The sequence below is a fragment of the Paenibacillus sp. CCS19 genome (genome assembly GCF_033239625.1).
Taxonomy (GTDB): domain Bacteria; phylum Bacillota; class Bacilli; order Paenibacillales; family Paenibacillaceae; genus Paenibacillus_T.
In genome coordinates this window covers 45,028-70,495 of sequence record NZ_BTCK01000024.1, presented here as the reverse complement: position 1 = coordinate 70,495, position 25,468 = coordinate 45,028, and the positions used below count along the sequence as shown (strand labels likewise).

Below are 25,468 nucleotides of genomic sequence, written 5' to 3'. Positions count from 1 at the left end.
TTGCATCGCCCATGGTAATCTGTCCTTTTGGCTGATTGCCGTCATGTAGTCACTGAAGTCGCTGAATGCTAACGACTCCCTATAGCTTAACGAGTTTCTCTAATTATCAAACCAAAAAACCATGCGGACATTCTCAGACACGTCAATTTCACTCAAACGCGGTATAAATTCATTCACGAAAGGGATAACCATCGCTTCTAGCGGAACGATTTCGTTATTATTATCCTCAAACTTTTGTTGCCAATCATATTCGAGAAGCTCTTTTAAAGTAAGCCAACTTCTTGTGTGCGCGTCTCCATTTTCCTCATCGCTTTGTTTTTTCACTTCATGGCTAACGTCTTCAGGCAACCCTTTTGGCTGTGATATTGGTTGTATATTATAATGGTTTCTTACATTGGCTAATATCGCAAATAGCAGATAATTTCTATATGTCCAGTATCTATTCCGAACCTCGCTTATCTCAAAGTAAGGGTCATGTATCCATTCATCTACACTAATCCATTCTTTTATCAGAGGATTGCCATTTCTGATTGTTTTCCGCTCGATATACACATGAATGTCGGTCCCCAATCTGCTTCCCTACCTCTCATTAGCGTTCATCACCACACCTTAATTTTAGCGCATATTGGAAGTGTTCTGCCCGTTACTTCAATGAAACAGAGAGCAGCGCTGCGGCGGGCTGCTCTCTGTTTGTTTTAAACTATAGTTCCTCGTTAGGATTCCTGTAGAGCGTTAATTTTGCGCTTTGCATAAAAACGAGCGCATCCGGTACGATGGGTTAGTCACGGGTCATAGCCCTTTAGCCATCTTAAGGAGGTCGCCATTGTCCATCGTCTTGTCAGCGTCAAGAACCAGATTCACCGCTGGGGCGACATTGTGTTCCCTGAGCTTCGGTAGGTATACAAGCACCTCATTGGCTCTGGATCGTTAGCAACCCTGCGTCTCTGTCCAAGGCCTACCGATCTTCAAAAACTTACCGTTCGCCAGGTAGTCGACGGTTGGAAAACGGTCATGAAGCGGCACAATGGTGAACGTAGAGCTGGCGAACTACTAACTCTTACAGCGCGCTCAGTGGGCGCCAAGCATGCCGAGAAAGCCTACAAGCTTCATCTGCAACAGCTGCTGGCCGAATATGATCTGGCCATGGAGCAACTGCAGGTAATTGAGGACGAAGTCGTGGCCGCACTGGCCCAGATTCCGTTGGCTAAGCCCCTGCTGGCAATGAAGGGCATGAGCACCTTGTCTGTCGCCGGCATTCTAGGCGAAGCTGGCGACCTTAGCGGCTATGCGCATGGAAATGCATTGCTGCGACATGCCGGCCTCAACCTAGCCGAAGCGAGCTCGGGCAAATGGAAAGGCCAGATGTCAATCAGTAAACGTGGCCGACCAAGGCTTCGGCATGCCCTGTTCATGGCAACCATGGCCCTCATCATGAACGATGTATCGTTTAAACGGCAGCACGAAGTGAATGTGAAGACGAAAAGCATGAAGCCGATGCGCTCTGTGATGAAACTTTGCGGCAAGCTGGCTCGCCTTCTGGTTGCCATGGCACGAAGCGGCGAAGTCTACGAACCGGATCGAGTTATTCCTATGAAACAAGCTGTTTAACCACTTCTCAATGAGCACGAATACTGGCTTATTCGCGGGATCTCAAGACTGCACGGAGTACCGGATTGCGTTGAACAAAAGGGCTCAGACCCGTACCGTTAGGATAACCGGCCTCCACCCACCGGATTGGCGTAACGAAGAAATGAAAGGGCATCGACCCGTCGAGAAATGGGAGTGAAAGCCTCCGGAGGTACGTGGAGTAGCGTGCAACAGAGCAGAAAAAAGGAGCGAAAACTCGCCCCTTCTGTTCCTGCATGCGCTTCGGTTGCCGAACTTTGACGGTACATCCCCTCTTCTATCCGGATAACTATTTATCTATTGGAGAAATCCTGCGAAAAAGCGAGTATTCGTGAGAAAACTACATTTTACCGAGGGAGTTCAATAAAGCGTCCCAGTACTAAGTTTCTTCTTTATTCCAACGTTCTGTAATAATTTTGACCAAGGTTTTATTATCTAAATATATATCTTTAAGTGAGACAATGGAGTGCCATGAATAATCTGTACTGACACCAAATAAGCACTCATCGTAAATTAAGCTTATAAGCAATTCCTGGTTGGTTTTATCATTGTGGTGAATTGCTCTTGAAACATTATTATAGATATCGATCTCGTAATACATAATATGATCCGCTGCTCTTTCAATTGTTATTTGTCCTGTAAGACTTGAGAACCAATCATAAAACGATTTCCGATCTCCTCAAATCCTATTTCGCCTTGATCACCTGTTTTAAATAGTTCTCGGAATAGAGTTTGTTCTGTTAGTAAAACCCCATTATGATCTGTCAAAGAGTTGTGCGAAATGCGCCTTACCATCTCAGCCCAAACATTTTTATAAGATTCACAAAAATGCTTCTCCTCAAGAAGCCCCCAATGAGAAGTATCAAGAGATGGAAATTTAGCCACTTCATTCTTCCTAGAAATAAACGCATTTTGTATATAGATCAAGTAGTTTAGTGAGTACGGAGCAAAGGACTTTATTGTGAAATTATTCAATTAAACTCCCTCCTTTATTTCCATAACACTTATCTTACAATTAATGGATTCAGTTGTTCAACTACTCTGTCCGTTACTTCAGTAAGAACAGCAACCGATTGCAACTATTCTGCCCAATCGCTTAACGACAGAAGAGCAGCTGCCGCGGTGGCAAGCTGCTCCTGGATCGTTGAACTAAAGTTCTCCGATAGCTTAATGAAGAACTCCTAATTTAAATCTTTTGAATTGCCATTTCAATTTGTTTATTAAATTTCGTATCCTTCGCATTGTCTACGGTTTCATGATGCCAATACAGAATAAGAACATTTTTGTATTCGAAAATGTTTGGTATTTGCATATTATACTTTTCCTTTTGATTTTTGAAATCAGTTAGTCCTTTTTTTCGAGCTGCCTCTGAATTGTAAACGTAAATTGAAATGTACTCTTTATAAACTTCTTTTACATTTGGTCGAACCACAGAAAACCTGTTGGGCTTAACGTTATGCAAGACCCAATCATTTTGTTGCTCCTCTAAAACCATTTCAATTCCCACAGATTTTAAAGCAGTTGTCACTTTATCCAAAGTAAGATTATTTTCGTTTTCCGTTACAGACTTCTCTTTATCTTTCACAATCACTGGCTGTTTTTCCGTTTGATTAGAAGAGCACCCTGTTAGAATACAGCACATTGCTATCAGTGCAATTATAATATTTTTCATAATACCCCTCCCTTTTTCAACAGTTACTGACGTTTGGAGATGGAGGAATGTTACAAGAGAATGGGTTGTAATATTACACCAAACTGACAGTTACTTCAATGGAACAGGGAGCTAAGATATGCTACCTACCAGCCTTCTATGGTAATGTCGTGATGCCTCAAAAACTATAGAGGGTTATAAACTACTTACTATCGTTCCTACACGTCAATTCCTAATACCGGAAACCACCACATCAGGCCAAATGTCGTTAGTGAATGATAGAAAGTACCTATTATAAAATACAATATATACATGATATATTAAAAAAAGGAAATTAAGCAATGATTCAGCTGGCCAGCTATCATATATATTCTAATCAAAGAGGTGTTAATAGAGTGCCATTTAGATTCAGGGTATTTAGTTTATTAATTGTCGTTGCATTGTTGTTAAGTTCCGCTTCATCCATGATAGTATTGGCAGCAGATAATACTAGTTCGAGTTCGTACCAATACTCTCTTGCGAATAGATCAATTCGTATTAGCCCAACTAATGAACCATCAACACTACAAAAAACCACTTATGTATATCGCGACGGAGAGCAAATCGCTTCATATAATGCAGATGCACAAACTGTTTATGCGAACATGAATAGTTCGAATCGATATATGAGCTATGAAGAGTTATCAAATAGATTAAGCTCGCTAGGTCATGCACCTGACAAAATGAGTGTTACAACGGAAAATGCCAATCCTTATTATTTCCAATCCTCTAGTATTCCTAATGTCTTCAATAGTGCCACAGTAATCGGAAGCTCGTATAGTTATGTGGAATTAACCTCCGGTTTGAAAATAACAGGTAATCAAAGCCCTTATATTTTGCAAAAAATAACACAAATTATTGGTGCTCGCCCGAAGACCGTAGAATCGACGACACAAATTTTCAGAAGCACAACTAGATACGGTACATATCAAGAATTTGATATGTTAAATGCTAAGTTTACAGATGGGCAAGTTTGGGTAGGTAACGCAAAAACGAAAGTAATACCTATTTCCAAAACCTATTACTATAGTACACATAATTTCGGCTATGCTATTTGGGTTAAACCTACTGGTGAAGTTGATACTTGGGACTATGAAGAGTTTGACCAGACGGATATCTTGCTTAATAAGCTCGGTGTAGAGTATCCATATTGGCGTGGTGTTGATATTAACGGTTTTTTGAATTCTACGCCACCTGACAAAACAGATTTTACTGCAGTATCATCAACCACGAATAATGCTTTGCGAACTATATTTAATAATAGTGTCCGGGATAATTTCAAAACGTGGTATGATAAGACCTACGGGTATGTTGATTGGGTGACAACAAAAGGTGAGATCCATCACATTTTACCGTTGCAATATGGCGGAACAAATGATTACAGTAATTTGATACCGTTATACCCTGATAAGCATTTACAGTTTACAAATTGGTGGAAATCTTACTAACACGATACTAGTTACTACCATTGGAGGACTAAATGATGGATTCTTTAATCTTATCTCTATCTGCGTTGAAAGATCGTATTAGAAGAAATCCTATTTTTGAAATCCAAAGAGAACTAGGCTATACAATGACTTGTTCCTTTTTATTCTATAACCCTGCAACCGAACAGTTATTAAGTGAATTTTGCAATGATACGGGCTTTAACCTTTCTCATGGTTTTCGTAAGTTCCTGATGATTCACGATGGTGCCATATTATTTAAAGATCAAAGTAATCGGGCGGAACCCCCATGGCTCATATTTGGACTAGACCAAATCGTCGATCATCTTAATGATTTTCCAGCTCCAGAGCATATGTATCCGATTGCAAAGTACGATCAAACTATTATCTACGTGAATGACCTACTCCTAAAAGAAGGTAAGGACAATTATTTATATGATCGTACCATCTACGATCCGTCTGACCACGAAGGTACTGCAATCGGGTTAAATTTCGAATTATGGTTTGAACGTCTCATAGTTTCACAAGGTGCTCATTTTTGGTTCTGGAACACGAAATAGAAACCTGACGCGAAAGCACCTTCTCCCCTTACAATCTAACAATAGTGAGCATCCCCTACGGATGCTCACTATTGTTATGTCTCCCGAAGCATGCGCTATAGCTAGCCAGTGGCACTAGGACGCGTCAACAACCTATAACACACTTGAAATATTCTGCATGTTGTTTAGCGCCACGCCAATTTACAACTTTCATCTTTTAGTTCCATTAAATCTTGATATATCATAGAAATTCACCTCTATACGCGTTGGACGGTCTACTCGCACTGACCTTATTCACACAACTTAATTCTAACGCATATTGGAAGTACCCTGCCCGTTAGCGCAACGAAGGCAGCCGATCATTGCGGCCGGCTGCCTCCGTGTCATCATTCGGCTAACGTTCGCCGTTAGCTAGCATCAATTTTCTTTTTTGAAGGAACCAAATTCAATGGCTACCGGACCGGATGAAGGAACGCAGCAGAGCGATGCATCACGTGGTTCTCCGGCACTTTCAAATTCCGAATCCTCTTTGGTGAAAAAGATTTCCCATGCATTGCCGTCCGGATCATGCACCCAAACCTTATCTTGCACAGCGTAACAGCAGGTCGTGTTCATTTCATCGATAAGCAAAAGCCCCGACTCCCGAAGGCGGTCCCCAATTGCCAGAACCTCCTGAGTATCATCAACTTGAAAACCCAAGTGGTTCAAGACGCCGTTCTTTTCAAAGGAACGGACATTTAGCGAAAAATGCAGCGCCGGATTATCCAGCTCAAATTTCGCATAATTTTCTTTTACTTTCGTCGGTTCTGCCCCAAAGAAAGCCTTGTAGAAGTCGAGAGATTTCTGGAGATCACTGCAATTTACCGCTACGTGCATCCGTTTAATCATACTCATTCCCCTTCTTTCACAAATTTTTCAATCCGATTTTTGATGGATTCCCGGACTTCACGGAACTTTGCCATGATTTCTTCTTCAGTGCCGGTTGCTTTCGCCGGGTCCTCGAAGCCCCAATGCCATCTTTGCGCGTTATCGTTACGAACCACTGGACAATGATCGTTAGCGTGACCGCAAAGCGTGACAATATAATCTGCTTTCATTAGGATCTCAGGATCAATTACATCCGAGGTATGCTCTGAAATATCGACGCCTGCTTCCCTCATCACTTGAACGGCCCGAGGATTTAGCCCATGAGCTTCAAGCCCGGCGCTTTTGACTTCGTAGTTTTCACTTCCAAGCTCTCTCAAAAACCCGTCTGCTATTTGGCTTCTGCAGGAATTACCTGTGCAAAGAAAATAAACTAGCTTCTTCTCCAATTGATCCAGCCCCTTATTCATGCAGTGTTTTATATAATAGCGAAGCAGCAATTGCCCCAAGGACAGTAGCCACTAGTACAACCACAATGAGCGTCTGATATATGACCAAACGTATAGATAAGAGCAGTAACGACAAGCCCGAATGTCAGCGCCACACCTAAATGTGTGATGTTTTTTGTGACCTCACCAATCACCATTGCTCCAGGACCGGCAAAAACTAAAAAGTACGTGCCAATGAACTCAGCAATTAGTTTCTTTTTCATTGGTTCCGCCGCAGCAGCTACTACTACTTGTTTCTTTTTCAACTGTCGTACCACAGCAACCGCCATTGCTTGTTCGGGCTGGTTTAAAAATACAACACAGCTCTTCGGAGAGAATATGGCTTACCTGTTCTTGATTGATCTCGTAATAACTCCATGTGCCGCGCGTCTCTTTTGTAATGAACCCAGCATCAAGTAGTATCTTAAGGTGATAAGACAGCTTGGATTGAGACATTTCGAAAATACTAGCGAGATCGCAAACGCAGGTATTTCCGCGTTGAGTGAGTTCGTACATGATTTGAAGTCGTTTTTCATCGGCAAGTGCTTTGAATTTGGATTCGTACTCTTTGAGCGAAACTTCGTTCATATAGGCCATCACCTTATTAATCAATTTTTTTTGATTTAATGTCTGAACTGAATTTACCATTACTCTTCACAAGAGTCAACGACTTCATCAAATAAAGTTGATTAATGCTATCCTGCCCGTTGAACGCCGGATCGCATAGCTTACTCAAAATTCATCACTATTTAGTTTAGTAAGCGAAATTTGATAGCCGTCTACGCTTATAACTTCTTCTGCCTCATAGTAGTTGTACGCTCTGGATTTATCGTAACGTTCTCCGATTATGCTTTCGGCGGATTCTTTATTTTCCGCCACCACAAGAACGATATCTCTGTATCCGTTATGAAGATACAAAGCAACTTCAAAGAGCCTCAATATGTATCCCCTCCTAAATGAATTGAAAACTAATTCAATAAAAAAGTGAGCAGCGTTGCAGCGGTTTGCTCTCTTTCTCTTCTCCGATTAGAGCGGATGGTGCTTCCGGAGCTTTCACCATCATTTCCCGCATGGCTAATATAAAAAGCAGCTCGTCTTTTTTAAAATCCAAACAATTATTAACAGCCTGCGGGATTACTCCCGCAGGCTGTTCCTTTATTGACGCATTGTACCCCGTTCGTTCATCGTTAAGCGGCCGTTCAGTCGACGTCTGCGATCTTCCACGCGCCATTCTCCTGCATAAACACGATTCCCTGAGTGCCCGACTTATTGCCGTATGGATCGAACAGGTAGCTGAACGTCACATACGCCAGCAGTGCGCCGTCAGGACGGTCTTCGAACGTCACGGAGCGAATGCCCGTAATGAGCCGCTGGCCGATAATCTCGAACGACTGCGCCGGTGTACCGTTCTTCACATACAGCCGACCGAGCGCAATTGCGTCACGACTGTTCATGGCGTTTACATAGCCGTTCAGCAGCTTCGCGGCGGATAGCTTCTTCACTTCTCCCGCGTATGCTTCTACATCGAGCAGCTGCGGCTTGAAGACGAGCAGCGCGCTGCGCACGCTTGGCGTCCATGTCACCTGGAAACCGAACGCCTCCGCAGTCGCGCGCAGCGGTAAATAGATCCGTCCTTTCACGATCGCCGGCTTGGCGTTCACGCCGGTAAGCTGCTTGCCATTCACCCATAGCGACAGCGTTGCGCCGCTTCCCGGGTTGATTCCCTGCGCGTCAGGCTGCGTTGAAACGAAGGCTGCTTTATGCGCGGCGTCCCAGCTCACGCTCCAGCCGAACGATTCCGCAAGCGCACGCATTGGCAGCAGCATGACGCCATTCGAGACGATCGGCGCAAGCGCCGGATCGTTCATGGTCACACCGTTGATCGCCAACGTAGGGGCTGATGGAGCAGCGGCCGTAACGCTGCGGCTGGATCTACTCCAACCGAGATCAATGTAGAATTCATAGTTGCCTGGTGTAATCGGCTTGAAGGTGCCATCGATGGCTTCACCGTAGGCTGGCATCGTGAATTGAAAGTCGTACCGTGCTTCCGAGTAAGGCGCGCTATAGATAAGCAGAGCTCTTTTGGACGGATAATCCACACCTTTCGCTGTCCTATATCCACCGGAAGAACCAGAGGTCTCGACGAAGATTCGAACCATTCCCTCATTATTACTTGCGTCATTGCCCGTAATACGAATTGTCTGCCCAATGGTTGGCTTGCGCGTGCTGACATCCGAACTCGGTGATACCGCCAGCAAGTCGTAAAACTCTTTGATAGCCGCAGCATCTTGGCCGATATATTCATCCTCGCCGACATAAATGATGGCGTGCTGCGTATCCTTGAAACGCAAGTGGATTTCGGTGCCGTTGGCGAGCTCGACATGGACATTGGTGGCGAAAAAGGCTTCCTCGCCGATCATTTGATCCGTCGACGGCTGTGCTGTCCCGAACAGCCTATTTACAATCGCCGCTGTCTTCGCAATTGCGTCCTTGTCGGCGTCGCGCGAGCCAAACAGCGGTACATACAACATGTCTGCCTGCTGCATCTGAACCTGCTGGATCGCCGACGCTTGAATAGCTGCCGGCTTCGCAGGAGACACCGGCACGTCCTTGGTATCGTTTGGGGCGGCGGCCGACACATTGGCAGTCGTTGACATTACAGTCTCAGCCGCCCGCGCAGTTCCAGCCGTCCCGGTGGGAACGCCGACGGCAAGCAGCGCTGCTAGGCCCAACCTATTTATCCGTTTCAATTTCATCTCATCGTCCCCTCCGTCAGGCAGATCTATAAGTCGTGAAGCTTATCATTCTGCTAGACGGCCGAGGCCGCTAGAATGTTTCACCCCTTGGTTACACCACAAAGTAGGCGAAAATCAGTTGTCTGAAGTTAACCAATGAACATTTTTGTGGATCTTCCATCCGGCGTCGCCGCTATAGTGTGGAAAGTGGGCGGAATGGACGATTTAGCGCAGTCGGACTCATCGTCTCCATCGTAAAGAAATCCCTTGTTCTCTCGAATCTATTTAAGGCATTTATAGAAATAGAGGAATGTTCTGGATTATTTTTGTATGATATATTTGACGTACGCCTATAAGGTGAATATGGCATCACCAATATTTGTAGCAGAGGAGCTGTCATTTTGACTTCCAACGAACCGATCAGAAGAGGCGAATTTGGATTAACGTTCCCTGTACGTCTAGTATCTGATATAAGAAAGTCTCAGGAATGGTATCGCGATGTGCTGCTATGTCACGACATCAGCGGTTACGGTCATGCAACTCGTGGAGACGGAGGGGGCATGGGGCTCATTGTCAGCGCAGCCGCTTCACCGGACCATATTCGCCCGAACGCAGTCGCACAGAAGCTCACGGATGAACCAGCAGAAGCGGCAAGCTCGGAGTATGGCTGTGATTCCTTGGTTGAGGTCGCATGGGACAACCTCGCATACATCGTCGAAGAAGTGCGCAGCAGAGGCGGCAAAATTACGGTAGAGCCTTATGAATACGCGCACGAAGATCGGCTCTACAAGAAAGCGCATATTGCCGATTACGACGGGTACAACATTGTTCTGATCGCTAATCGCTCACAGACAGACGAACCGACTCAGCATCAGCCAGAAAATAAGTTTATGAAGACGATTCAAGTACGCCTTGTTTCCGATTTGAAGAAGTCGCTAGACTGGTATAAGAACGTGCTGGGATGCGACGAAGTGAACGACTCCGGGTACGCAAGACGGGGAGATTCAAACGTGCCGTATCCGGTAATGGAAGTGATTTTACAGCAAGCTGTATCTCCACTGGATGTACATCCGAACGCGTTGTCCGCTAAAGTCATAGGTGTCGAAGGTTTATGGGAAGGCCCTGATTACCCGTGGGATACTTTCGTTCATGTTCCTTGGGAGGATGTTTCGCTTATCGTTGAAGAGGTACGAGCCAAAGGCGGTACGATCGGAATGGAACCGTATGAAAGCCATAATGATGGATGGGTCTTTCTCGATGCACGCATTACGGACCCGGATGGGTACAGCATTGTTCTTGGAGGCATGAGAAGGAACGACGAAGCCTAATACGAAGTAACTCGTCCTTTTAGAATCTAATTAATTAATAACAGCCTGTTGGATTACTCCAGCAGGCTGTTGCTTTATTGAGCATCGTGCCCTGTTAGTTCATAGAATGCTCTAACTGAAATAGGGATTAAGATAAGACGATCCAACGCATAAGCGCTTATGGCTCCTGCACTATACCGGACCAAATCGATGTAGAGAAAGCCTCGCCCGAGAATGAGTCCACCGAGCAGCGTACTCCGGAAGTCGTTTATCCAAGCTGCTTGGTACAACTGGCTGCACTCGATGGCAAAACAGAATCCAAGGCTAAGTATGAAGGTTTGCGGAATGGACATCCGAAATAGGACTGCACGCAAGCCCAAATAGATCATGGCCGCCCATAGGGCATCGCCGAAATGTTCTGCAATAAAATGGGGAAGTACAGAGGCATATTCTCTCGATCCAATCCCTAGAAGGATGGCCACCAAGACCGTCAGGACATACAACCCTCTAGCTCTCATCAGTTCCCTTAAGACTCCTTTTACATATATTGGTGCCGCGAAGCAAGCTCCTCAACTAACGTATCTCGTTCGTTCAATCAATTGCTTAACATGTTCTGAATGTCTTGATAGTCTTCTTCACTTATTTGTACCTTAGGTCCATGTTCCGTGTTTAAGTCAAAGAATTTGCCATTTTCAAACTCATATCTGAAAATCCATATTCCAGAACCAATGTCCTTCGTATTTCCTAACGTATCCATAACCTCTTCGTATGTCATATTCTTAGTTATTTGATTCAATTGAGACGAATTTACTTTTCTTATCCCGTTTGTTAATCCTAGAATTTCAATCTTATTTTCTTTATCGACTGTATGATCTTCTTTAACAATCGCACCTGTTGAGAGATTGTCATCATTATTCGTACATCCGAATAAAACCATCATGCTAGTCACAAAAACTAAAAGCAGCATATTCATGCGGAAATACATTAGACTTCCCCCCCTATTCGTTACCCTTTATACGACTCCCTTTTCATAAAGTTGCATGACCTCCCATTGGCAATTTGAGGATGTTTTTGCCGCTATCCTGCCCGTCAGCTTAATGACAATGAGAGCAACTTCCGTAGTGGCAAGCTGCTCCTTGTATACGCTGAACGTTCAACGTTCCTCATTTACCTTTCAAAGCTTTAACTCCAAATAATTCATACTATATTCTTCTCCTAAGAAATTCATCGTTCCGGAAAATCCATTCAACTCCCACTTCCCATCCGTGCCTGGAGTGAAAATGTATTCTCTTGCCCAGCCCTTTAACTTCGCATCATCGCCGTCATATTGTTCTCTGATGATTAATCTCGTTTGATTAAAGAATTCATTCTCATAGTAGCTCTTATAAACGACTGCACTGGTTATCGTTATTCCTTTATGAAAGACCGTTGGGTATAACATGTTCTGTTGTACATACCTATCTGACTCGGGAGCGGCATCCATATTGTGAATAAATAATAGATCTAGAATATCTCTGGCATGATTTCCGAACTCTGCGGCAAAAGATTTCTCTAATTCCTGATACTCCTGGTTAGTCACCTTTTCTCTCGACGCTGCATCAATAATCATTTTCTCTTTCTTCTCAATCATCTCGATTGCCGTGTTCATGTCGAAATCAGTGGTCTCTTCTTTTATGGGCTTTATTTGTTCGGATGACTGACACGCAGATAATAACACAACAACCATAACCGTTATTAATAAATAGAGTTTCCTCACGTTTGCTGCTCTCCCCCATCCATGATTGGACTAATGGTTAACCACGATCAATCGTTCTGTTCCATCTTAACAGTTCTCCTTGAAATTGGTATGTAATAGTTAGACGTTGCACATGTCGTTATGTTGCAGGACAACGCCAGCTAACGCAAACAGGCCGCCTCCCTCGGCAGCCCGTTCCAGCTTTATTTGATCAGCGTGACTCGACCGAGGTAGAAGCCTCCGAGAAACACAGTTGTGATTAGGACGAAATGCAGCAGAAGCCAACCTAGCCGTCCGTAATTCAAATGCGCTGCGTTGATTGGCTTTCTCATGACGCCTGGAACGATAATGCGCCCTTTTTTCTCGATACAACGATCCCTTACATCACCGTAAGATACATTATCTGCCTGCAGCAAAAGAGGCTGCCGTGTTAATCGGCAACCTCTAGCAGTGAGCTATCGCGCTCTATTCACTCCATTTATTTGTCGCGATTATTGCCACCTTGCTTGTCTTGTTTCAATTGATTCTGATTCGCCTTCGAATTCGCATGAGCTTCCTTCTTATCCGCCTTCTCCTGCATCTTGTTCTGCATGTGCTCCGCTTTTAAGATTTCCATCTGCTTCTTACGCTCCGCTTTCAAGATTTCCTTTTGCTCCTTGAGAGCCTCTTTTTGCTCAGCGTTTGCGTCGTCCGCCTCTTCATTGCCTTCATCGTCTTTATCCGTTACCGCATCGATTTTGGTTTGAGCTAGATTGTCCTCGGATTTCACGGTTGCAGCACTCGTGGTCTCCGTCACTTGAACTTGAGTCTGCTGATCGTTCGATGCTTCCAACGCATCAAGCTTCTGAGACAATTTGTCCAGTCTATTGTTAATATTCCGTTCCAATTTCGCTTTTGCAGTGGGATTGGTCACATTGCCCATGGCATGCGTCAAGGCTTCGATGTTATGGCGAATATGTTCGGTAATGGCTGCCTTCCTCTTCGCTTCGTCCTTGTCCTCAGAGTCTGATTTATCTGCCTCGTCATCCTTGGGAGGAGTAACTATCGCCGTGAGCAGGATGGCCAGCGATTGGTTCGTGATGGCGTTGTTCAGCGTGTTTGCTGCAAGATCGGTTTTGCCTGCTTCCAGCTGGTCGTTCGCTTCCTCGATCTTATCTTGAGTGAGCGAATCCAGCAGTTTTGCTCTCTCCGCACTGTCTACCGTGAGGACAATTTGGATTTTCTCCGCTAGAGAAATAAAAGCCCTGATTAGACCCTTAGGCGCATCCGCCGTCCATGTGAGCGTTGGCCCATCGTCCGTAACATTCTGTACTGCGACGGGATCCGTAGTTGCAGACGGAATGTCGGAAGTATCGTTCCCGTCTGCGTAAGCCGTCGTTGCTCCAATGCCCATCGCCAATACACAGGACAGCACGCCGTTTAACATCATCTTGTTCAGCTTTGTAGTTGGTTTCATCATTAGATCTCCTCTGCTTGTATAGTAGTAGTTGTAAGCATTTACAAGGATTCGAGGAGATCTATCATTTTCAGTGGGTAGACCTCATTAGAAAAGCTTAACACGATTTTAATGAAACGAGTTTCTATAATCGATTGGAGATTGATTGGTTTTACTCTTGAACAGGTCGTTTAGGCAACAATCGATCCTATTTACAGCTTTTTTCGTCATTTCGGAATTAGAAATCAAATGGTTGTTATGTAAATAAATGCATCTTTTGGAGCAGAGTCTGTATAGTCTAAAATTGTAAGCGTATTCATCAATGACAAGGATGGTGGTGCATGCTAAGAGATAACCATGAAAAGGATTATTGTCGGTAGGTACGATGTCCAATTGTTTAGACAATTTACAAGAGGAGGATTTATGATGAAGAAGAAATTAGGATTTCTATTTGCAATGTGTTTGACTCTTTTATTGGTGCTTCCTGCCTCCGTGTTCGCTGCTACGGTCGATGTTAATTTATACGATTCTCTCAACGACAAGATGCTGACAGTCAGCATATATGCATACGACGAAACCCACCAGCCTTCATCCGAGGCACCGACTGCCGTCAAAGCAACTTTGATGAGCGGATCGCCAGGTTCTTATGTATATCAAACGGTCTATCTCACATTAACGTCCTCTAATCCGAGTCAAGGACTATATGTGTATACATCCAATACGCTGCCTTCAGGATGGACTGTCATCGAGATTGCAGCTAACTTCAGCATGATCTACGCCGGCAAATCGGCCAATTATCCGATCACTTAATTCATTGGCACGCAATTGAACAGAAGGAGGCGTCCAGCCTCCTTCCTCTCACATTCTCATTCCATTATATTATGATGAATTTCTACTGCTGCGGAGCCATGTTGTTGTAAATGTTCGTCGCGTTGACCTTGCCCGTGCTGATGTCATCGGTCGTGAAGCCGGACACGATGTTCCCTACTTTGAATTCCTTCTGCAGCAGCTCTTCGGAAGGTTCAGCGGCCGTTGGGCCGTCGATGCCCATCTTCGTCTCCGGCGTCACGGTCACCCACAGATCGCCGACTTTGAAGCTCTTGCCGTCCTCGCTTACTTCTGAGATGACGCCGTCAATGTTGACCGCCACCTTGCCCATGGTCGGCGGCTTCGTCGTTACGTTAGCCGCAGGTTGAGACGAAGGCGTCGACGCCGGGGAGTCCTGATTGAGTGTGATCAGGCCCACCGCTAGCACCGCGCACGCCGCAATGCCAACCGTCCAGCCCATTACTTTTCTCTTCTTCGCCAATTCCATAGTCATCGTCCCCTTATGATTGATTAATTTGTTATAGGTTGCTTCTTGAAAATGCTCACTCGTCTTCAAATGGGACATTGCGGACTTATAAACAGACTTCTTCATCCTCCATGCCTCCAATCTTCTCCTTGAGAATCGCCCGCCCTCTCGCCATCCAAGTCCCCACCGTGGCCGGTTTGGCGTCAAGAATCGTCGCGATTTCCTGGATGGAATAGCCCTCGTAATAGTGTAAATGAATCGGGAGCCGATATTTCTTGTCCAAAGCCAACACCGCCTGCAGAACGTCGCTCTCTTCCTTGGGGAGGTAGCTCAGGTCTTCGGGAACCGGGTTGCGGCTGCGGAACCACCCGGCCTTCAGCCTATTTTTGCTTTTATTAATGGTCGCTCGGATGAGCCAAGCTTTCTCGTGTTCGTCATTATCGAATACGGGGTGCTTCTGCAAATAAGCGACGAATACATCCTGCGCCACTTCTTCCGCGTCCGCCGTGTTCTTCAAGTACGTGAAGGCAATCCGTATTAAGCTTTGCGAATAAAGATCCAAGGCCCGTCGCACAGATTCATTGAGCTCGAATGAATTGTACACCTCAGCACCTCCTTTCACTTTCAATACAACTGAGCACACGGTTATTTTTCACGAGAGCGATATTTTTTTGAGAAAATAATATCTTCATAGCTCTAGACGAGCCGCAGCGTGCAAAGGGATGCAGCCTTCAGATAGCAAAAAATCCCGCCTCATTATCGAGACGGGATTCATGAGCGGGATTTTGCCCATTTGTTATTGCTGTTTATCCAGCGCTGCCTGCAGGTCCTCCATATACATCTTAGGCGTATACTCGCTGCTGGAGATGAGCAGCTGCGCATTATTCCATGCGACGGTCTGCGTCTCCGAATCGAATAACGCTTCAAACCATAAAGCGCCGTTCTTGACGCTGTCGATCGTCGATTGCGCCATCTGCGTCAGCATCGGTATGTCGGAAGGCATATGCTGCACGTTAAAGCCTGTGATGACGCCGTTCTCGGCCATCGCTTTGTCGCCGTAGCCGGTGAATACCGCCTTCAGCCATTCCTTCATCGTATCGTCGTATGCAGCAGCCGATAGAGAAGTCGTCAGACCTGCGTTCATCAGCCAATCGTCTCGGGTTCCCTTCCCTTCTGGAACGAGCGGTATGTTGAACAAACCAATCGCATCGGTGCCGATATGGTTCTTGTCCGGGTTGTTGAAGTCCCGAACGCTCCAGCTGCCGGTGTAGAACATGGCCGCTTTCCCTTGCAGGAACAATTCTGACGCTTCATCCATCTCGATTCGGTTCACATTCTTCCCGAAGTAGCCTTGCAGCGCCATCCGCTGCACGATCGCAGCAGCTTCAACAAAACCCGGATCGGTTACCTTGATCTCCTTGCGATCGACCCTCTGCATCACATCGTAGCCGTATTTGCGAATGACATAGCCGTTAATGAGACGGGTAATCGGCCACTTCTGTGCGCCTGACAGCGCAAACGGCTGAATGCCATTGCTCTGGAACACTTCGGCAGCATGCATCAGATCGTCCCATGTCTCCGGCTCCGGCAATCCGTATCGAGCAAACAAGTCCTTGTTGTACCAGAAGCCTTCGATATTGATCTCAAGCGGCAGCGCGTACATCCCCTTGCCGCGCACCATCGACTTGAGAAGCTTGACGGCAGCCGGATTCAGTTCATGCTGAAGTCCGATCTCATCGAACAGCCTCTCAATGTCGAGAACAAGGCCGTTATCGGCCAGTTGCTCAAGAGGCCTGCCCGATTCGTAGGAGAAGATCTCCGGCAGATCGTTGCTAGCGGCTAATAGCTGTATCTTTTGCACAAGATCCGATGTATTCACGTTCTCGAACTCATACCTCACCGTCGGATGCTGCTTCTCATACGCACGCGCCTGCTCGCTTATTATCCTCGGCTGCTGCTCCTCCAGATCCGATGACACAAAATGAATCGTCCGCTCCGGATCCGAGATCGTGTTCTGCTTGTCCGACATATAAGAGCTGCTGCCTCCGCAGGATGCGAGAAGCAGACAGCAGACCATAATAAGGCATAATGCCGCCGCGGGCTTCAGCATGGCGGAGCACCTCCTATTCATCGCTAACCTTCGCGGTGACATGCCCTTCCCGATATTGGCTTGGCGTGACGCCTGTATATTTCTTGAACTGCTCGGTGAAATGCCGATAGTTAAAATACCCGACCTTCTTGCTCACATCGTTGACCAGCATGCCCTTGAGCAGCAGCATCTTCGCTTGTTCCATGCGCAGCTTGGTCACATATTTGATATAGGAAAGCCCGACCTTCTCCTTAAACAGCAGGCTGAAGTAGGTCGCATTCATGCCGACATGCTCCGCCACCTCCTGCAAGGTGCAGGACTGCGAGTAATTCTGTTCAATGAAAACAATCGCCTTCTCCACTGCATTGTGGCTCGTCGCTTGCTTATCTTCCTTCATGAAGTTGTGAAGCATCTCCATCTGCTCCTGCAGCCACTCGAACATCTGGTCCCGGGAAGTCATCTCGCCCAGCTCGCGGTATGACACATTTGCCTGCTGCTTAGCGTCCCTGCCCGATTCCCTCGCCACTTGATAGCCGATGTAAGCCAGCTTCAGCACTTCCTGCTCGACCTGCTCCGGACTTAGTCGCTGTATCTCCACTTCATGCTTGTATTGATCCAGCTGCCGCAGCAGTCCTTCTTTATTGCCCGTTCGCATGCAGAAGACGATCTCTTCCTCCCGCTCCGTCAGACCGCTCGGCAGATGCTCTTCGACAGGCACGAACCTTGTCCAGCCCTTCTCCTCCAAGAAGACGGCGTAGCGCAGCGCACGCAATGCTTCCTTGTAGCTCAGACCTGCTTCGGCGATATTCGTATACGTCTGCCCCGACCCGATCGTCACCTGCATCTGCAGCGACAACAGTGTCAAATGCTCCCATAATTCATCGGCTGGAAGCTCGTAATGGATGACGACGCTGACCCACTCTTTGCCGTAAGGGAAGGAGATGATCCGGTAGGATGAATGTTCATCGAGCCGCTCCCCGCGGCCTGTCGCCGCCAGTACGGTAACGCCAGCCGCCCGCTCTGCATTCGGTTCGCCGAACGCCGCCCGCCAGGCGGGAACGGCTTCCTCCCCAAGCAGCAGCAGATCAAGCGCGGCCTTCTCCAGCAGCGCATCCTTATTGGCTTCCAGCTGCGTTCGCAACTGGACATGCTCCTGCTGTCGGCCGATCCGGGCGATCGTCCGCTGGAGCGCCTCGTCGATTTTCTCAAGCGTGATCGGCTTGTCTAAGTAATCGATGACGCCAAGCTTAAGCGCTGTGCGGATATATTCGAATTCGTTGAAGCCGCTGAAGACGATGCATGCCGTGTCCGGCTTCTCCTTCATGATCTGCTCGATCAGCTCAAGCCCAGTTAAACCAGGCATACGGATGTCCGTCATCACAATATCCGGCTGCAGCTCCCGAACCATCTGCCCGGCCGAGAGGCCATCCGCAGCGGTGCCGACAAGCTGAATGCCGTATTTGGACCAATCCACCATCATTTGAAGACCTTGCGTCACAATATATTCATCATCGAATATAACGGCCTTTAGCATGGCTCTCAAACCTCTCTGATTTCATTTGGCCGGAATCGAATCTCGACGGTCGTGCCTCTTCCGAGTTCGCTGCTTACTTGGAGCGAGCTTCGATGTCCGTAATAGAGCATAATGCGCTCCTTCACGTTCGTCAGGCCATATCCCTTCTCTGTTACGCTCGTATCCGCCATCCCGACACCATCATCTTCGACTGTGAAGATAGCCGTGCCGTCTTCCATCGTTCCCGTCAGTCGAATCGTCCCTTCGCCGATCTTCGGCTCCAGTCCATGATAGATCGCGTTCTCGACCAGCGGCTGCAGAATGAGCTTCAAGATCTCCAGACTCATCAGCTCCTGATCGACATCGACGATGTATCGGAAACGGGACTTATAGCGCAAGTTCTGAATGGTCATGTAGTGCTCGATATGCTCCAGCTCGCGGAATACCGGAATCGTTTCCTTGCCTTTGTTCAAGCTGATCTTGAAGCTTTCGGACAGCGCGACCGTCATCTTCGCGATATCGGCGTTGTTCTGCAGAATCGCCATCCAATAGATCGAATCCAGCGTGTTGTATAGAAAATGCGGCTTGATCTGCGCCTGCAGCGTTCGAAGCTCCGCCTCCCGCTCCTTCAACTGCGAATGAATGAGCCGCTCGTTCAGCAGTTTGTTTTCGGACGAAATTTTCCGAAACGTTTCGCCGATCGCGCCAACTTCATCCTCCTCGAATGACGTCTCCTGCACGGACGTGCCGGAGCCTTTGGACCAGTCCACCATCATTTTCTTCAATTGAAGCAGCGGCCTTGTAATGCTGCCGGATACGAACAACGATAACAGTATCGCAACCAATGCAATGAACGCGGCGATCAGCATCGTGACCGTCGTAATTCGATTGGAATCCTGCAGCAGCACACTCGCTTTCACGACATGGAGGAAGGTCCAATCCGTCGTCGAATTGCGATAACCGACCGTGAGATAGCCGTGCTCATGCAGATTGCGAAGCACCGCTGTTTCGTTATCATCCCAATTGATCAGCCCCGAGATCGAGGCGTTCTGCGCATACACGCTGCGCGTGACATAACCCGTTGTGTCCAGCACGATAAACCCGCTGTCCTCTTCATCATTCATCGCCTGCTCGAATATGGTGCTCTTCAGGTTGATGACCAGCAGCCCGATCGGACGGAAATTCGTCGGATCGCGAAGCAGCTTCACGCTGGAGAAGGAATCGCTCGGATTGCGCGATGTGCTGGATTGCAGCACGTTGTAGCTGAAGAAAACCTCCTTGCCGCCTGCGGCGGCGGCCCGCTTGTACCAATCCGTCTGGCCGATCATCGAGCGGCTGGGCTCGTCCGCATAGATGCCTGCATTGGCATCGACGCTTCCGTAACAGACGGAGTGATAACCTCTATCGAATAAACAAATGGAGTCGATATGGCGCGTATCGATCAGATTGCGCACGACCATATTTTGAAGACGATTAGCCGTCCGTATATCAAGCACATGACCATCTTGTTCCGCGCTTGCCTTGAGCTCCTCGCGGAGCTGGTCATTCGCCAGTATCAATCGATGCATGTTAATGACATTGCGAAACAACAGGTCTGCAACCTCGCTAGCCGTCTTCAAGTTATGCTCGTTGTTGTCCAGATGGTTATGCACGATCGTATCCTTCGAGATGTTGACCGAAATCGCGCCAAGAATAATAAGCGGCGGCACGGACAACAGTACGACAGCGAGCAATATTCGTGTACGCAGTCTGCGAGGGCGAAACTGCTTAAGAAGCGAAATAAGAGAATATGAACGCATCCTGCTTGAGCTCCTGTGGCCGTTTGGCCTGTAATAAGAGTTGATTTATCCATTGTAAACGAATACATACGGATTATCACGGCGCACATTTTTCAGGTGGCATGTCTGGTTTTTTTGGGTGCAAGACGAACGAGTGCCCCGGCCGGCGCAGGAAACTGACATCCATGCAAGCTTGAACGACAGCCTTCATGAGAACAAGTAAAGCTGTCTCCAGTGCATTTTACATGCAGCTAGGACAGCTCTCCTCGATTTATTATCGCTATCCTATATAGGAAGCGCTCATATCCGCCAAGCCATGCAGCACACTCTCGCATTGCTCGGCTGCTTCTGCAATCTCACGGGAAGGCGCGACTTCGGCCTCCAGTACGATTCGTGCGGATGATTCGCCGATCCGGATGACGAACGCTCCCTCCGGCACTTCCCATCTGCTTCGCTCCGCGTTCCACGTGCTGAACGATCGCGGGGTGAGCAGCATAGACGCACGAATGGTGCCGCCCGCCGCTGCTTCAAGCTTAGCGTAGTTCCTCAATTGGACTGGCGGTTCACCGGCGCTGCTTGGGTATCGGACATACAGCTGCGGAACCGCTTGACCATCACGTTCGCCGACGTTGGATACGTCGAATGCGACCTGTACGCACGGGAGACCTTCGTTCTCTACCTGCTTAATCTCGAGCGCGGAGTAACGGAATGACGTATACGATAAACCGTGCCCGAATGGGAACAGCGGCTCTTCTTGTTCGTCAGTGAACCAACGGTAGCCGACCTTCAGTTTCTCGGAATAGACGGTGTCGAGCCCGATGCCCGGGTATTGTCCCTTGCTCGTCAGCGGGCCTTGCCGTTCTGACGTTGGGAAGCTGATCGGCAAGCGGCCTGAAGGATTCGTATCGCCGAACAACACCTTCGCAATGGCCTCCCCGCCTTGTTGTCCCGGATACCATGCTTCGATTGCCGCAGCGACTTGTTCCAGCCACGGCATCGCAACAGGTCCGCCTGTATTGAGCACGACTATCGTCTTCGGATTGGCAGCCGCAACGGCCGCAATCAATTGATCTTGCTTCCCTGGCAAGTTCAAATCCGGTTTGTCGAAGTTCTCGGTCATGTAGTCGTTCACGAACACGATTGCCGTATCCGCAGCGCTTGCGGTTCGAACGGCTTCTTCTATTAGATGCTCGTCGCATCCCGCATACCATTCCAATGCGATAGAGGGAAGCGACGCGGCCTCTCCATTAACAGCCTTATAGTGCACTTCGACATTCACGCTTATACCAGCTTCCAAGCGCTTCCTTCCGATTGAATAGAACGATTGGAATTCCCAGTTATCAAGGACGAGCTCTCCGGCGATGTAGAGACGGGTTCCGCCAGATGAGGGAACGTAGAAGGTGTATTCGGCGCTGGCGCTTGGTATCAGCGAGCCTGTCCACTTCGCCGATGCCGTGTGCGGCACGCCGTCGAACTGCCAGTTCAGACGAAGGTGCGGCATGGAGCGCATACTTGTTGGCTCGCCGCTCAGGTCCGATGAATCGTAGGACGACATCTGGAGACCGTTCTCGAATGCCTCCGGCGGAATCGTCAAGCCTGCGTTCGGCGATGGATAGATGAACGAAGGCCCGACTGGAACAGGCGCGGTTCCTGGCGCGTAGGCCACACGCGTTGCGGTGCCGGCACGGCGCTGAATCGCCGCTAGCGGAGTATCGACGCTGGCGTTCGGGACATGGGCGCTGCCGCCGCCGGATGCTATGGGGTTGGCGGCAGCTTGTCCGATGACGGCGATCGTACCTCCGACTGGTGCCAGCGGCAGGACGTTGTTATTTTGCAAAAGGACGATGGATTCTTCTGCTAGATAAAGCGCCTCTTCATCATGCTTGGTATAGACGGCATTGTCTTGCGGCGCTGCCTCCCGCTCGCGATCGAAGAAGCCGAAGTTGAACATCTGGCCGAGTATCCGTCCTGCGCTATCGTCAATCATCGCTATGGACACTTGGCCGTCAGCCACGGCTTGCTTCAGCGGCTCGCCATAGAACCGCTTATGCGGGATCGTGAGCTCGTAGTCGAGACCAGCGTATATAGAGGGGACGGTGCTCTGTGTCGCCAGGAAGTCAGAAACGACGAAGCCGTCAAACTGCCAGTTGTCCTTTAGCACCTGACGCAGCAGAAACGTATTCTCGGAGCCGTATGTCCCATTGATCCGATTGTAGGAGGACATGATGGACGCGGCATTCCCCTCTCGTACTGCCGCCTCGAAGGCTGGAAGATAGATTTCTCTTAGCGTCCGCTCATCGATGATGCTGTTCTGGGAGAGACGGTCCACCTCCTGATTGTTCGCCGCATAATGCTTCACGCAGGTCATGACGCCTTGTTCCTGAATGCCTTGAATGACAGCGGTGCCCGTCGCCGCCGACAGCAACGGATCTTCGCCGTAGCCCTCGAAGGTTCGTCCGTTCAACGGTGTGCGGGCAATATTGACGGTTGGTCCGAGCAGCAGCGAGGTTCCTCTCTCCTGTGCGTCCTTGCCTATGGTTTCGCCATATAGGCGGGCGGCCTGCGGATTGAAAGTGGCTCCTAGCGCGATCGGGGCAGGTAGCTGCGTGCCTACCGTTTCATGCGGGCCTGTCACGCCGCCTGGTCCATCGTTCAGCTTCAAGGCAGGAATGCCAAGCTCTTCGTTCGGCTTGCCGCCGTTCATCAGCGCAAGCTTGTCCTCCAGCGACATCGCTGCGAGCAGCGCCTCCACTCGCTGCTGCGTATCAAGCGAGCGATTCATCCATGGCTTCATCGTCTGTTCATCCTCTCTCTTCGTCCTCTATCGTTCTTCGATTGCATGTAGTGGCGGAATTGCGATATCCTTATTGTGACGCTTTATTAGAGCCGCAACAATTCTGTAATTACGGTTATTATTCTCCGATTTACAGATCATCGCGCATAAGGAGCAATCCCTTCGATGAACCATCAAGAGCTTGATTACTATCTAAGAGAGATCAATGAAATAGAAGCGAAGCAGCTGGAGACGAAGAGGAACGTCAACGATATACCGTCCGCGCCGCAGCGGCCGGAGGAAGGCTGTTTCCGCATGCCGGACTCTCCCTTCTTCACAGATGGGCCTAGCCACATTCGCAAACATAACCGGTTCGCGCCGATGCCGCTCCACTATCATGATTTTATCGAGCTGAACTATATTTATTCGGGAACGTGCAGACAGTCGATTAATGGCGAGGACGTCGTGCTTCGGGAGGGGCAGGTGTGCCTGCTTGATTCGGAGGTTGTGCACAGCATTGAGGCGATGGGCGAGAACGATATTCTGATTAATATCATTATGAAGAAAGAAACGTTCACTTCATCGTTCTTGACCCGATTCGGCTCGCGCGGGATTGTATCCGATTTTCTGGCGAATGCGATTATCGAGAATACGAACCATAACCGCTATATGGTGTTCGAATGCGGGGATCATGAGGAACTGCATTGGTTCATGCGAAGCTTGATGTGCGAAGCGTTCGGCAGCAGAGCGTATGCCCAGGAAATGATCTACAACTACATCATGCTGATCTTCACGGAGCTCATGCGGGTATACACGGTTCGTACGAATAACGTTGGTGGTGAGCACGCGGATTCACGGGCGGATCTTATTCAAGTGCTCGATTATATTGAACGCAACTATCGGGATTGTACATTGACGGGGTTATCGCGCGCCTTCAACTTTAATGCGAATTACCTCGGGAATTTGCTGAAGCGGCGGACTGGCAAGACATTCATCGAACTGGTCAAGACGCAGCGGCTTATTCAAGCGGCGGGCTTGCTCGCTAACACGGATCGCGCGGTCGAAGATATTGCGGAATCGGTCGGCTACAGCAGTCTCGGTTTCTTCTACCGGATCTTCGCTGAACAGTATGGCGCCACGCCGATGGCCTATCGGAATGAGAAACGGAGCGGCGGTCGTGGATGAGTATATGGCAGGAGTCGTGCGTCGTGCGTTGTATGCGGTGCGGCTCGGCGGAGGCGACAGTCAGCATGCGATGGCCATCGCGACGCTGGCGCGATAAGTGTGGGGAAACCCCTATTATTCGTCGCTGGGATGGGACTACGCAAGTTTAAGTGTGTCAGAACCACCCTTAAACCACCATTATGCGCGGCAATCGAATAGTTGCAGAACGGTAAGCGTGGATATACCACACTTCATTCACTTTAGTGGGAACTGGCCAACGATTAACTGTGGCTATGCCCCGCTTAATCAGCGCACAGTCCGATTAGTAGGCGGTTCATTGTCACGAAGAAGGTCGATAGTTAAATCAGGAGGCGAATTCGATGAAAACGAAACCGAATGAATGGCCAATTGTATTGTTCGAGAACCAACAAGTGTTTGAAGAGTGGCTTGCGGAGCATTATGAAACATCGCCTGGCATCCGGCTGCAGATTGCGAAGAAGAATTCAGGAATCGAATCGGTTTCCTATGCGGAAGCGCTTGATGTTGCCTTATGCTACGGCTGGATCGACAGCCAGAAGGAAGCGTTGGATGACAAGACGTGGCTGCAGCGGTTCTCGCGACGAGGGGCGAAGAGCATCTGGTCGAAGGTTAACAAAGACAAAGTAGAACTGCTGATCGCCGAAGGCCGCATGAAACCCGCAGGCATGCAGGCCATTGAGACTGCCAAACAGAACGGGCTGTGGGATAAAGCGTACGAATCGCAAAGCAATGCCTCGATGCCGGATGATTTTTCCAGCGCGTTGGAACAGAATGAGAAAGCGAAAGCCTTCTACGAAACGTTGAATCGGCAAAATAAATATGCGATCTTGTTCCGCATTCACAATGTGAAGAAGCAAGAAACGCGAGAGAAGAAGATTAAGCAGTTCGTGGAGATGCTGGAGAAAGGCGAGAAGATCTATTCGTAGAGCAGGCAGCCCATGGGCCGCATATAGA

Annotated in this window: 25 protein-coding genes and 1 pseudogene; 7 read left to right on the top strand and 19 right to left on the bottom strand. The window is 48.3% G+C overall.

Annotated elements, in window-relative coordinates; translation table 11 throughout:
• Positions 1–99: 99 nt before the first annotated feature.
• Positions 100–552, bottom strand: a complete 453-nt coding sequence (locus SBI19_RS17135; RefSeq protein WP_317970333.1) for a hypothetical protein — start codon at positions 550–552, stop codon at positions 100–102.
• Positions 553–1,011: 459 nt separating this feature from the next.
• Between SBI19_RS17135 and SBI19_RS17130 the strand changes: the two genes are divergently transcribed.
• Positions 1,012–1,608, top strand: coding sequence for a transposase (locus SBI19_RS17130; RefSeq protein ID WP_317970331.1), 597 nt, complete (start codon positions 1,012–1,014; stop codon positions 1,606–1,608).
• Positions 1,609–2,253: 645 nt separating this feature from the next.
• Here SBI19_RS17130 and SBI19_RS17125 read toward each other — a convergent pair.
• Entirely contained in the window at positions 2,254–2,601 is a 348-nt protein-coding gene (locus SBI19_RS17125) for a hypothetical protein (RefSeq protein ID WP_317970329.1), read from the bottom strand.
• Between the two features lie 211 nt (positions 2,602–2,812).
• Complete coding sequence (locus SBI19_RS17120) at positions 2,813–3,298, bottom strand: hypothetical protein (protein WP_317970327.1); 486 nt, start codon at positions 3,296–3,298, stop codon at positions 2,813–2,815.
• A 320-nt stretch (positions 3,299–3,618) separates the two neighbouring features.
• On the opposite strand from SBI19_RS17120, the gene SBI19_RS17115 reads away from it, so the two are divergent.
• Together SBI19_RS17115 and SBI19_RS17110 are read left to right on the top strand one after the other, a co-directional pair.
• Positions 3,619–4,764, top strand: a complete 1,146-nt coding sequence (locus tag SBI19_RS17115; RefSeq protein WP_317970325.1) for an HNH endonuclease signature motif containing protein — start codon at positions 3,619–3,621, stop codon at positions 4,762–4,764.
• A gap of 32 nt (positions 4,765–4,796) precedes the next feature.
• On the top strand, positions 4,797–5,321 hold the full coding sequence (locus SBI19_RS17110) for an SMI1/KNR4 family protein (protein WP_317970323.1): 525 nt from the start codon (positions 4,797–4,799) through the stop codon (positions 5,319–5,321).
• Between the two features lie 396 nt (positions 5,322–5,717).
• On the opposite strand, the gene SBI19_RS17105 is transcribed toward SBI19_RS17110, so the two are convergent.
• From SBI19_RS17105 to SBI19_RS17080, 6 genes and pseudogenes are all read right to left on the bottom strand, one after another.
• Entirely contained in the window at positions 5,718–6,188 is a 471-nt protein-coding gene (locus SBI19_RS17105; protein ID WP_317970321.1) for an ArsI/CadI family heavy metal resistance metalloenzyme, read from the bottom strand.
• Between the two features lie 2 nt (positions 6,189–6,190).
• Positions 6,191–6,613: an arsenate reductase (thioredoxin) gene (gene arsC, locus SBI19_RS17100; RefSeq protein WP_317970319.1), complete on the bottom strand. Its 423-nt coding sequence runs from the start codon at positions 6,611–6,613 to the stop codon at positions 6,191–6,193.
• Between the two features lie 29 nt (positions 6,614–6,642).
• Positions 6,643–6,876 (bottom strand): aquaporin, encoded by a 234-nt coding sequence (locus tag SBI19_RS17095; protein WP_317970317.1) that lies wholly within the window; start codon positions 6,874–6,876, stop codon positions 6,643–6,645.
• Between the two features lie 52 nt (positions 6,877–6,928).
• Positions 6,929–7,240, bottom strand: a pseudogene (locus SBI19_RS17090) (ArsR/SmtB family transcription factor); the annotation flags it as partial.
• Between the two features lie 144 nt (positions 7,241–7,384).
• Positions 7,385–7,591 carry a hypothetical protein gene (locus SBI19_RS17085; RefSeq protein ID WP_317970315.1) on the bottom strand — a complete coding sequence of 69 codons (207 nt, stop codon included), beginning with the start codon at positions 7,589–7,591 and terminating at the stop codon, positions 7,385–7,387.
• A 260-nt stretch (positions 7,592–7,851) separates the two neighbouring features.
• Positions 7,852–9,408, bottom strand: a complete 1,557-nt coding sequence (locus SBI19_RS17080; protein ID WP_317970313.1) for a stalk domain-containing protein — start codon at positions 9,406–9,408, stop codon at positions 7,852–7,854.
• A 380-nt stretch (positions 9,409–9,788) separates the two neighbouring features.
• On the opposite strand from SBI19_RS17080, the gene SBI19_RS17075 reads away from it, so the two are divergent.
• Positions 9,789–10,715, top strand: a complete 927-nt coding sequence (locus SBI19_RS17075) for a VOC family protein (protein WP_317970311.1) — start codon at positions 9,789–9,791, stop codon at positions 10,713–10,715.
• Between the two features lie 74 nt (positions 10,716–10,789).
• Here SBI19_RS17075 and SBI19_RS17070 read toward each other — a convergent pair whose 3' ends face one another.
• The 4 genes from SBI19_RS17070 to SBI19_RS17055 all read right to left on the bottom strand — a co-directional run bounded on the left by SBI19_RS17070 (position 10,790) and on the right by SBI19_RS17055 (position 13,885).
• Positions 10,790–11,212, bottom strand: coding sequence for a ribosomal maturation YjgA family protein (locus SBI19_RS17070; protein WP_317970309.1), 423 nt, complete (start codon positions 11,210–11,212; stop codon positions 10,790–10,792).
• Between the two features lie 77 nt (positions 11,213–11,289).
• Positions 11,290–11,679: a hypothetical protein gene (locus SBI19_RS17065; RefSeq protein WP_317970307.1), complete on the bottom strand. Its 390-nt coding sequence runs from the start codon at positions 11,677–11,679 to the stop codon at positions 11,290–11,292.
• A 189-nt stretch (positions 11,680–11,868) separates the two neighbouring features.
• Complete coding sequence (locus tag SBI19_RS17060; RefSeq protein ID WP_317970305.1) at positions 11,869–12,450, bottom strand: hypothetical protein; 582 nt, start codon at positions 12,448–12,450, stop codon at positions 11,869–11,871.
• Between the two features lie 457 nt (positions 12,451–12,907).
• On the bottom strand, positions 12,908–13,885 hold the full coding sequence (locus SBI19_RS17055) for a DUF5667 domain-containing protein (RefSeq protein WP_317970303.1): 978 nt from the start codon (positions 13,883–13,885) through the stop codon (positions 12,908–12,910).
• 405 nt (positions 13,886–14,290) lie between these two features.
• On the opposite strand from SBI19_RS17055, the gene SBI19_RS17050 reads away from it, so the two are divergent.
• Positions 14,291–14,674, top strand: coding sequence for a hypothetical protein (locus SBI19_RS17050; RefSeq protein ID WP_317970301.1), 384 nt, complete (start codon positions 14,291–14,293; stop codon positions 14,672–14,674).
• An 82-nt stretch (positions 14,675–14,756) separates the two neighbouring features.
• On the opposite strand, the gene SBI19_RS17045 is transcribed toward SBI19_RS17050, so the two are convergent.
• From SBI19_RS17045 to SBI19_RS17020, 6 genes are all read right to left on the bottom strand, one after another.
• Positions 14,757–15,284, bottom strand: a complete 528-nt coding sequence (locus SBI19_RS17045; RefSeq protein ID WP_317970299.1) for a hypothetical protein — start codon at positions 15,282–15,284, stop codon at positions 14,757–14,759.
• On the bottom strand, positions 15,265–15,762 hold the full coding sequence (locus tag SBI19_RS17040; RefSeq protein ID WP_317970297.1) for an RNA polymerase sigma factor: 498 nt from the start codon (positions 15,760–15,762) through the stop codon (positions 15,265–15,267). The genes SBI19_RS17045 and SBI19_RS17040 overlap by 20 nt, the downstream gene beginning before the upstream one ends.
• A 192-nt stretch (positions 15,763–15,954) precedes the next feature.
• Complete coding sequence (locus SBI19_RS17035) at positions 15,955–17,268, bottom strand: ABC transporter substrate-binding protein (RefSeq protein ID WP_317970295.1); 1,314 nt, start codon at positions 17,266–17,268, stop codon at positions 15,955–15,957.
• A 13-nt stretch (positions 17,269–17,281) separates the two neighbouring features.
• Positions 17,282–18,781, bottom strand: a complete 1,500-nt coding sequence (locus tag SBI19_RS17030; RefSeq protein WP_317970293.1) for a response regulator transcription factor — start codon at positions 18,779–18,781, stop codon at positions 17,282–17,284.
• Positions 18,782–18,786: 5 nt separating this feature from the next.
• A complete protein-coding gene (locus SBI19_RS17025) occupies positions 18,787–20,559 on the bottom strand; it encodes a sensor histidine kinase (protein ID WP_317970291.1) in 1,773 nt (590 codons plus the stop codon).
• A gap of 259 nt (positions 20,560–20,818) precedes the next feature.
• Positions 20,819–23,332 carry a beta-glucosidase gene (locus tag SBI19_RS17020; protein WP_317970289.1) on the bottom strand — a complete coding sequence of 838 codons (2,514 nt, stop codon included), beginning with the start codon at positions 23,330–23,332 and terminating at the stop codon, positions 20,819–20,821.
• A gap of 165 nt (positions 23,333–23,497) precedes the next feature.
• Between SBI19_RS17020 and SBI19_RS17015 the strand changes: the two genes are divergently transcribed.
• Together SBI19_RS17015 and SBI19_RS17010 are read left to right on the top strand one after the other, a co-directional pair.
• Positions 23,498–24,496, top strand: a complete 999-nt coding sequence (locus SBI19_RS17015; RefSeq protein WP_317970287.1) for an AraC family transcriptional regulator — start codon at positions 23,498–23,500, stop codon at positions 24,494–24,496.
• A gap of 359 nt (positions 24,497–24,855) precedes the next feature.
• Positions 24,856–25,440: a YdeI/OmpD-associated family protein gene (locus SBI19_RS17010; RefSeq protein ID WP_317970285.1), complete on the top strand. Its 585-nt coding sequence runs from the start codon at positions 24,856–24,858 to the stop codon at positions 25,438–25,440.
• Positions 25,441–25,468: the final 28 nt, after the last annotated feature.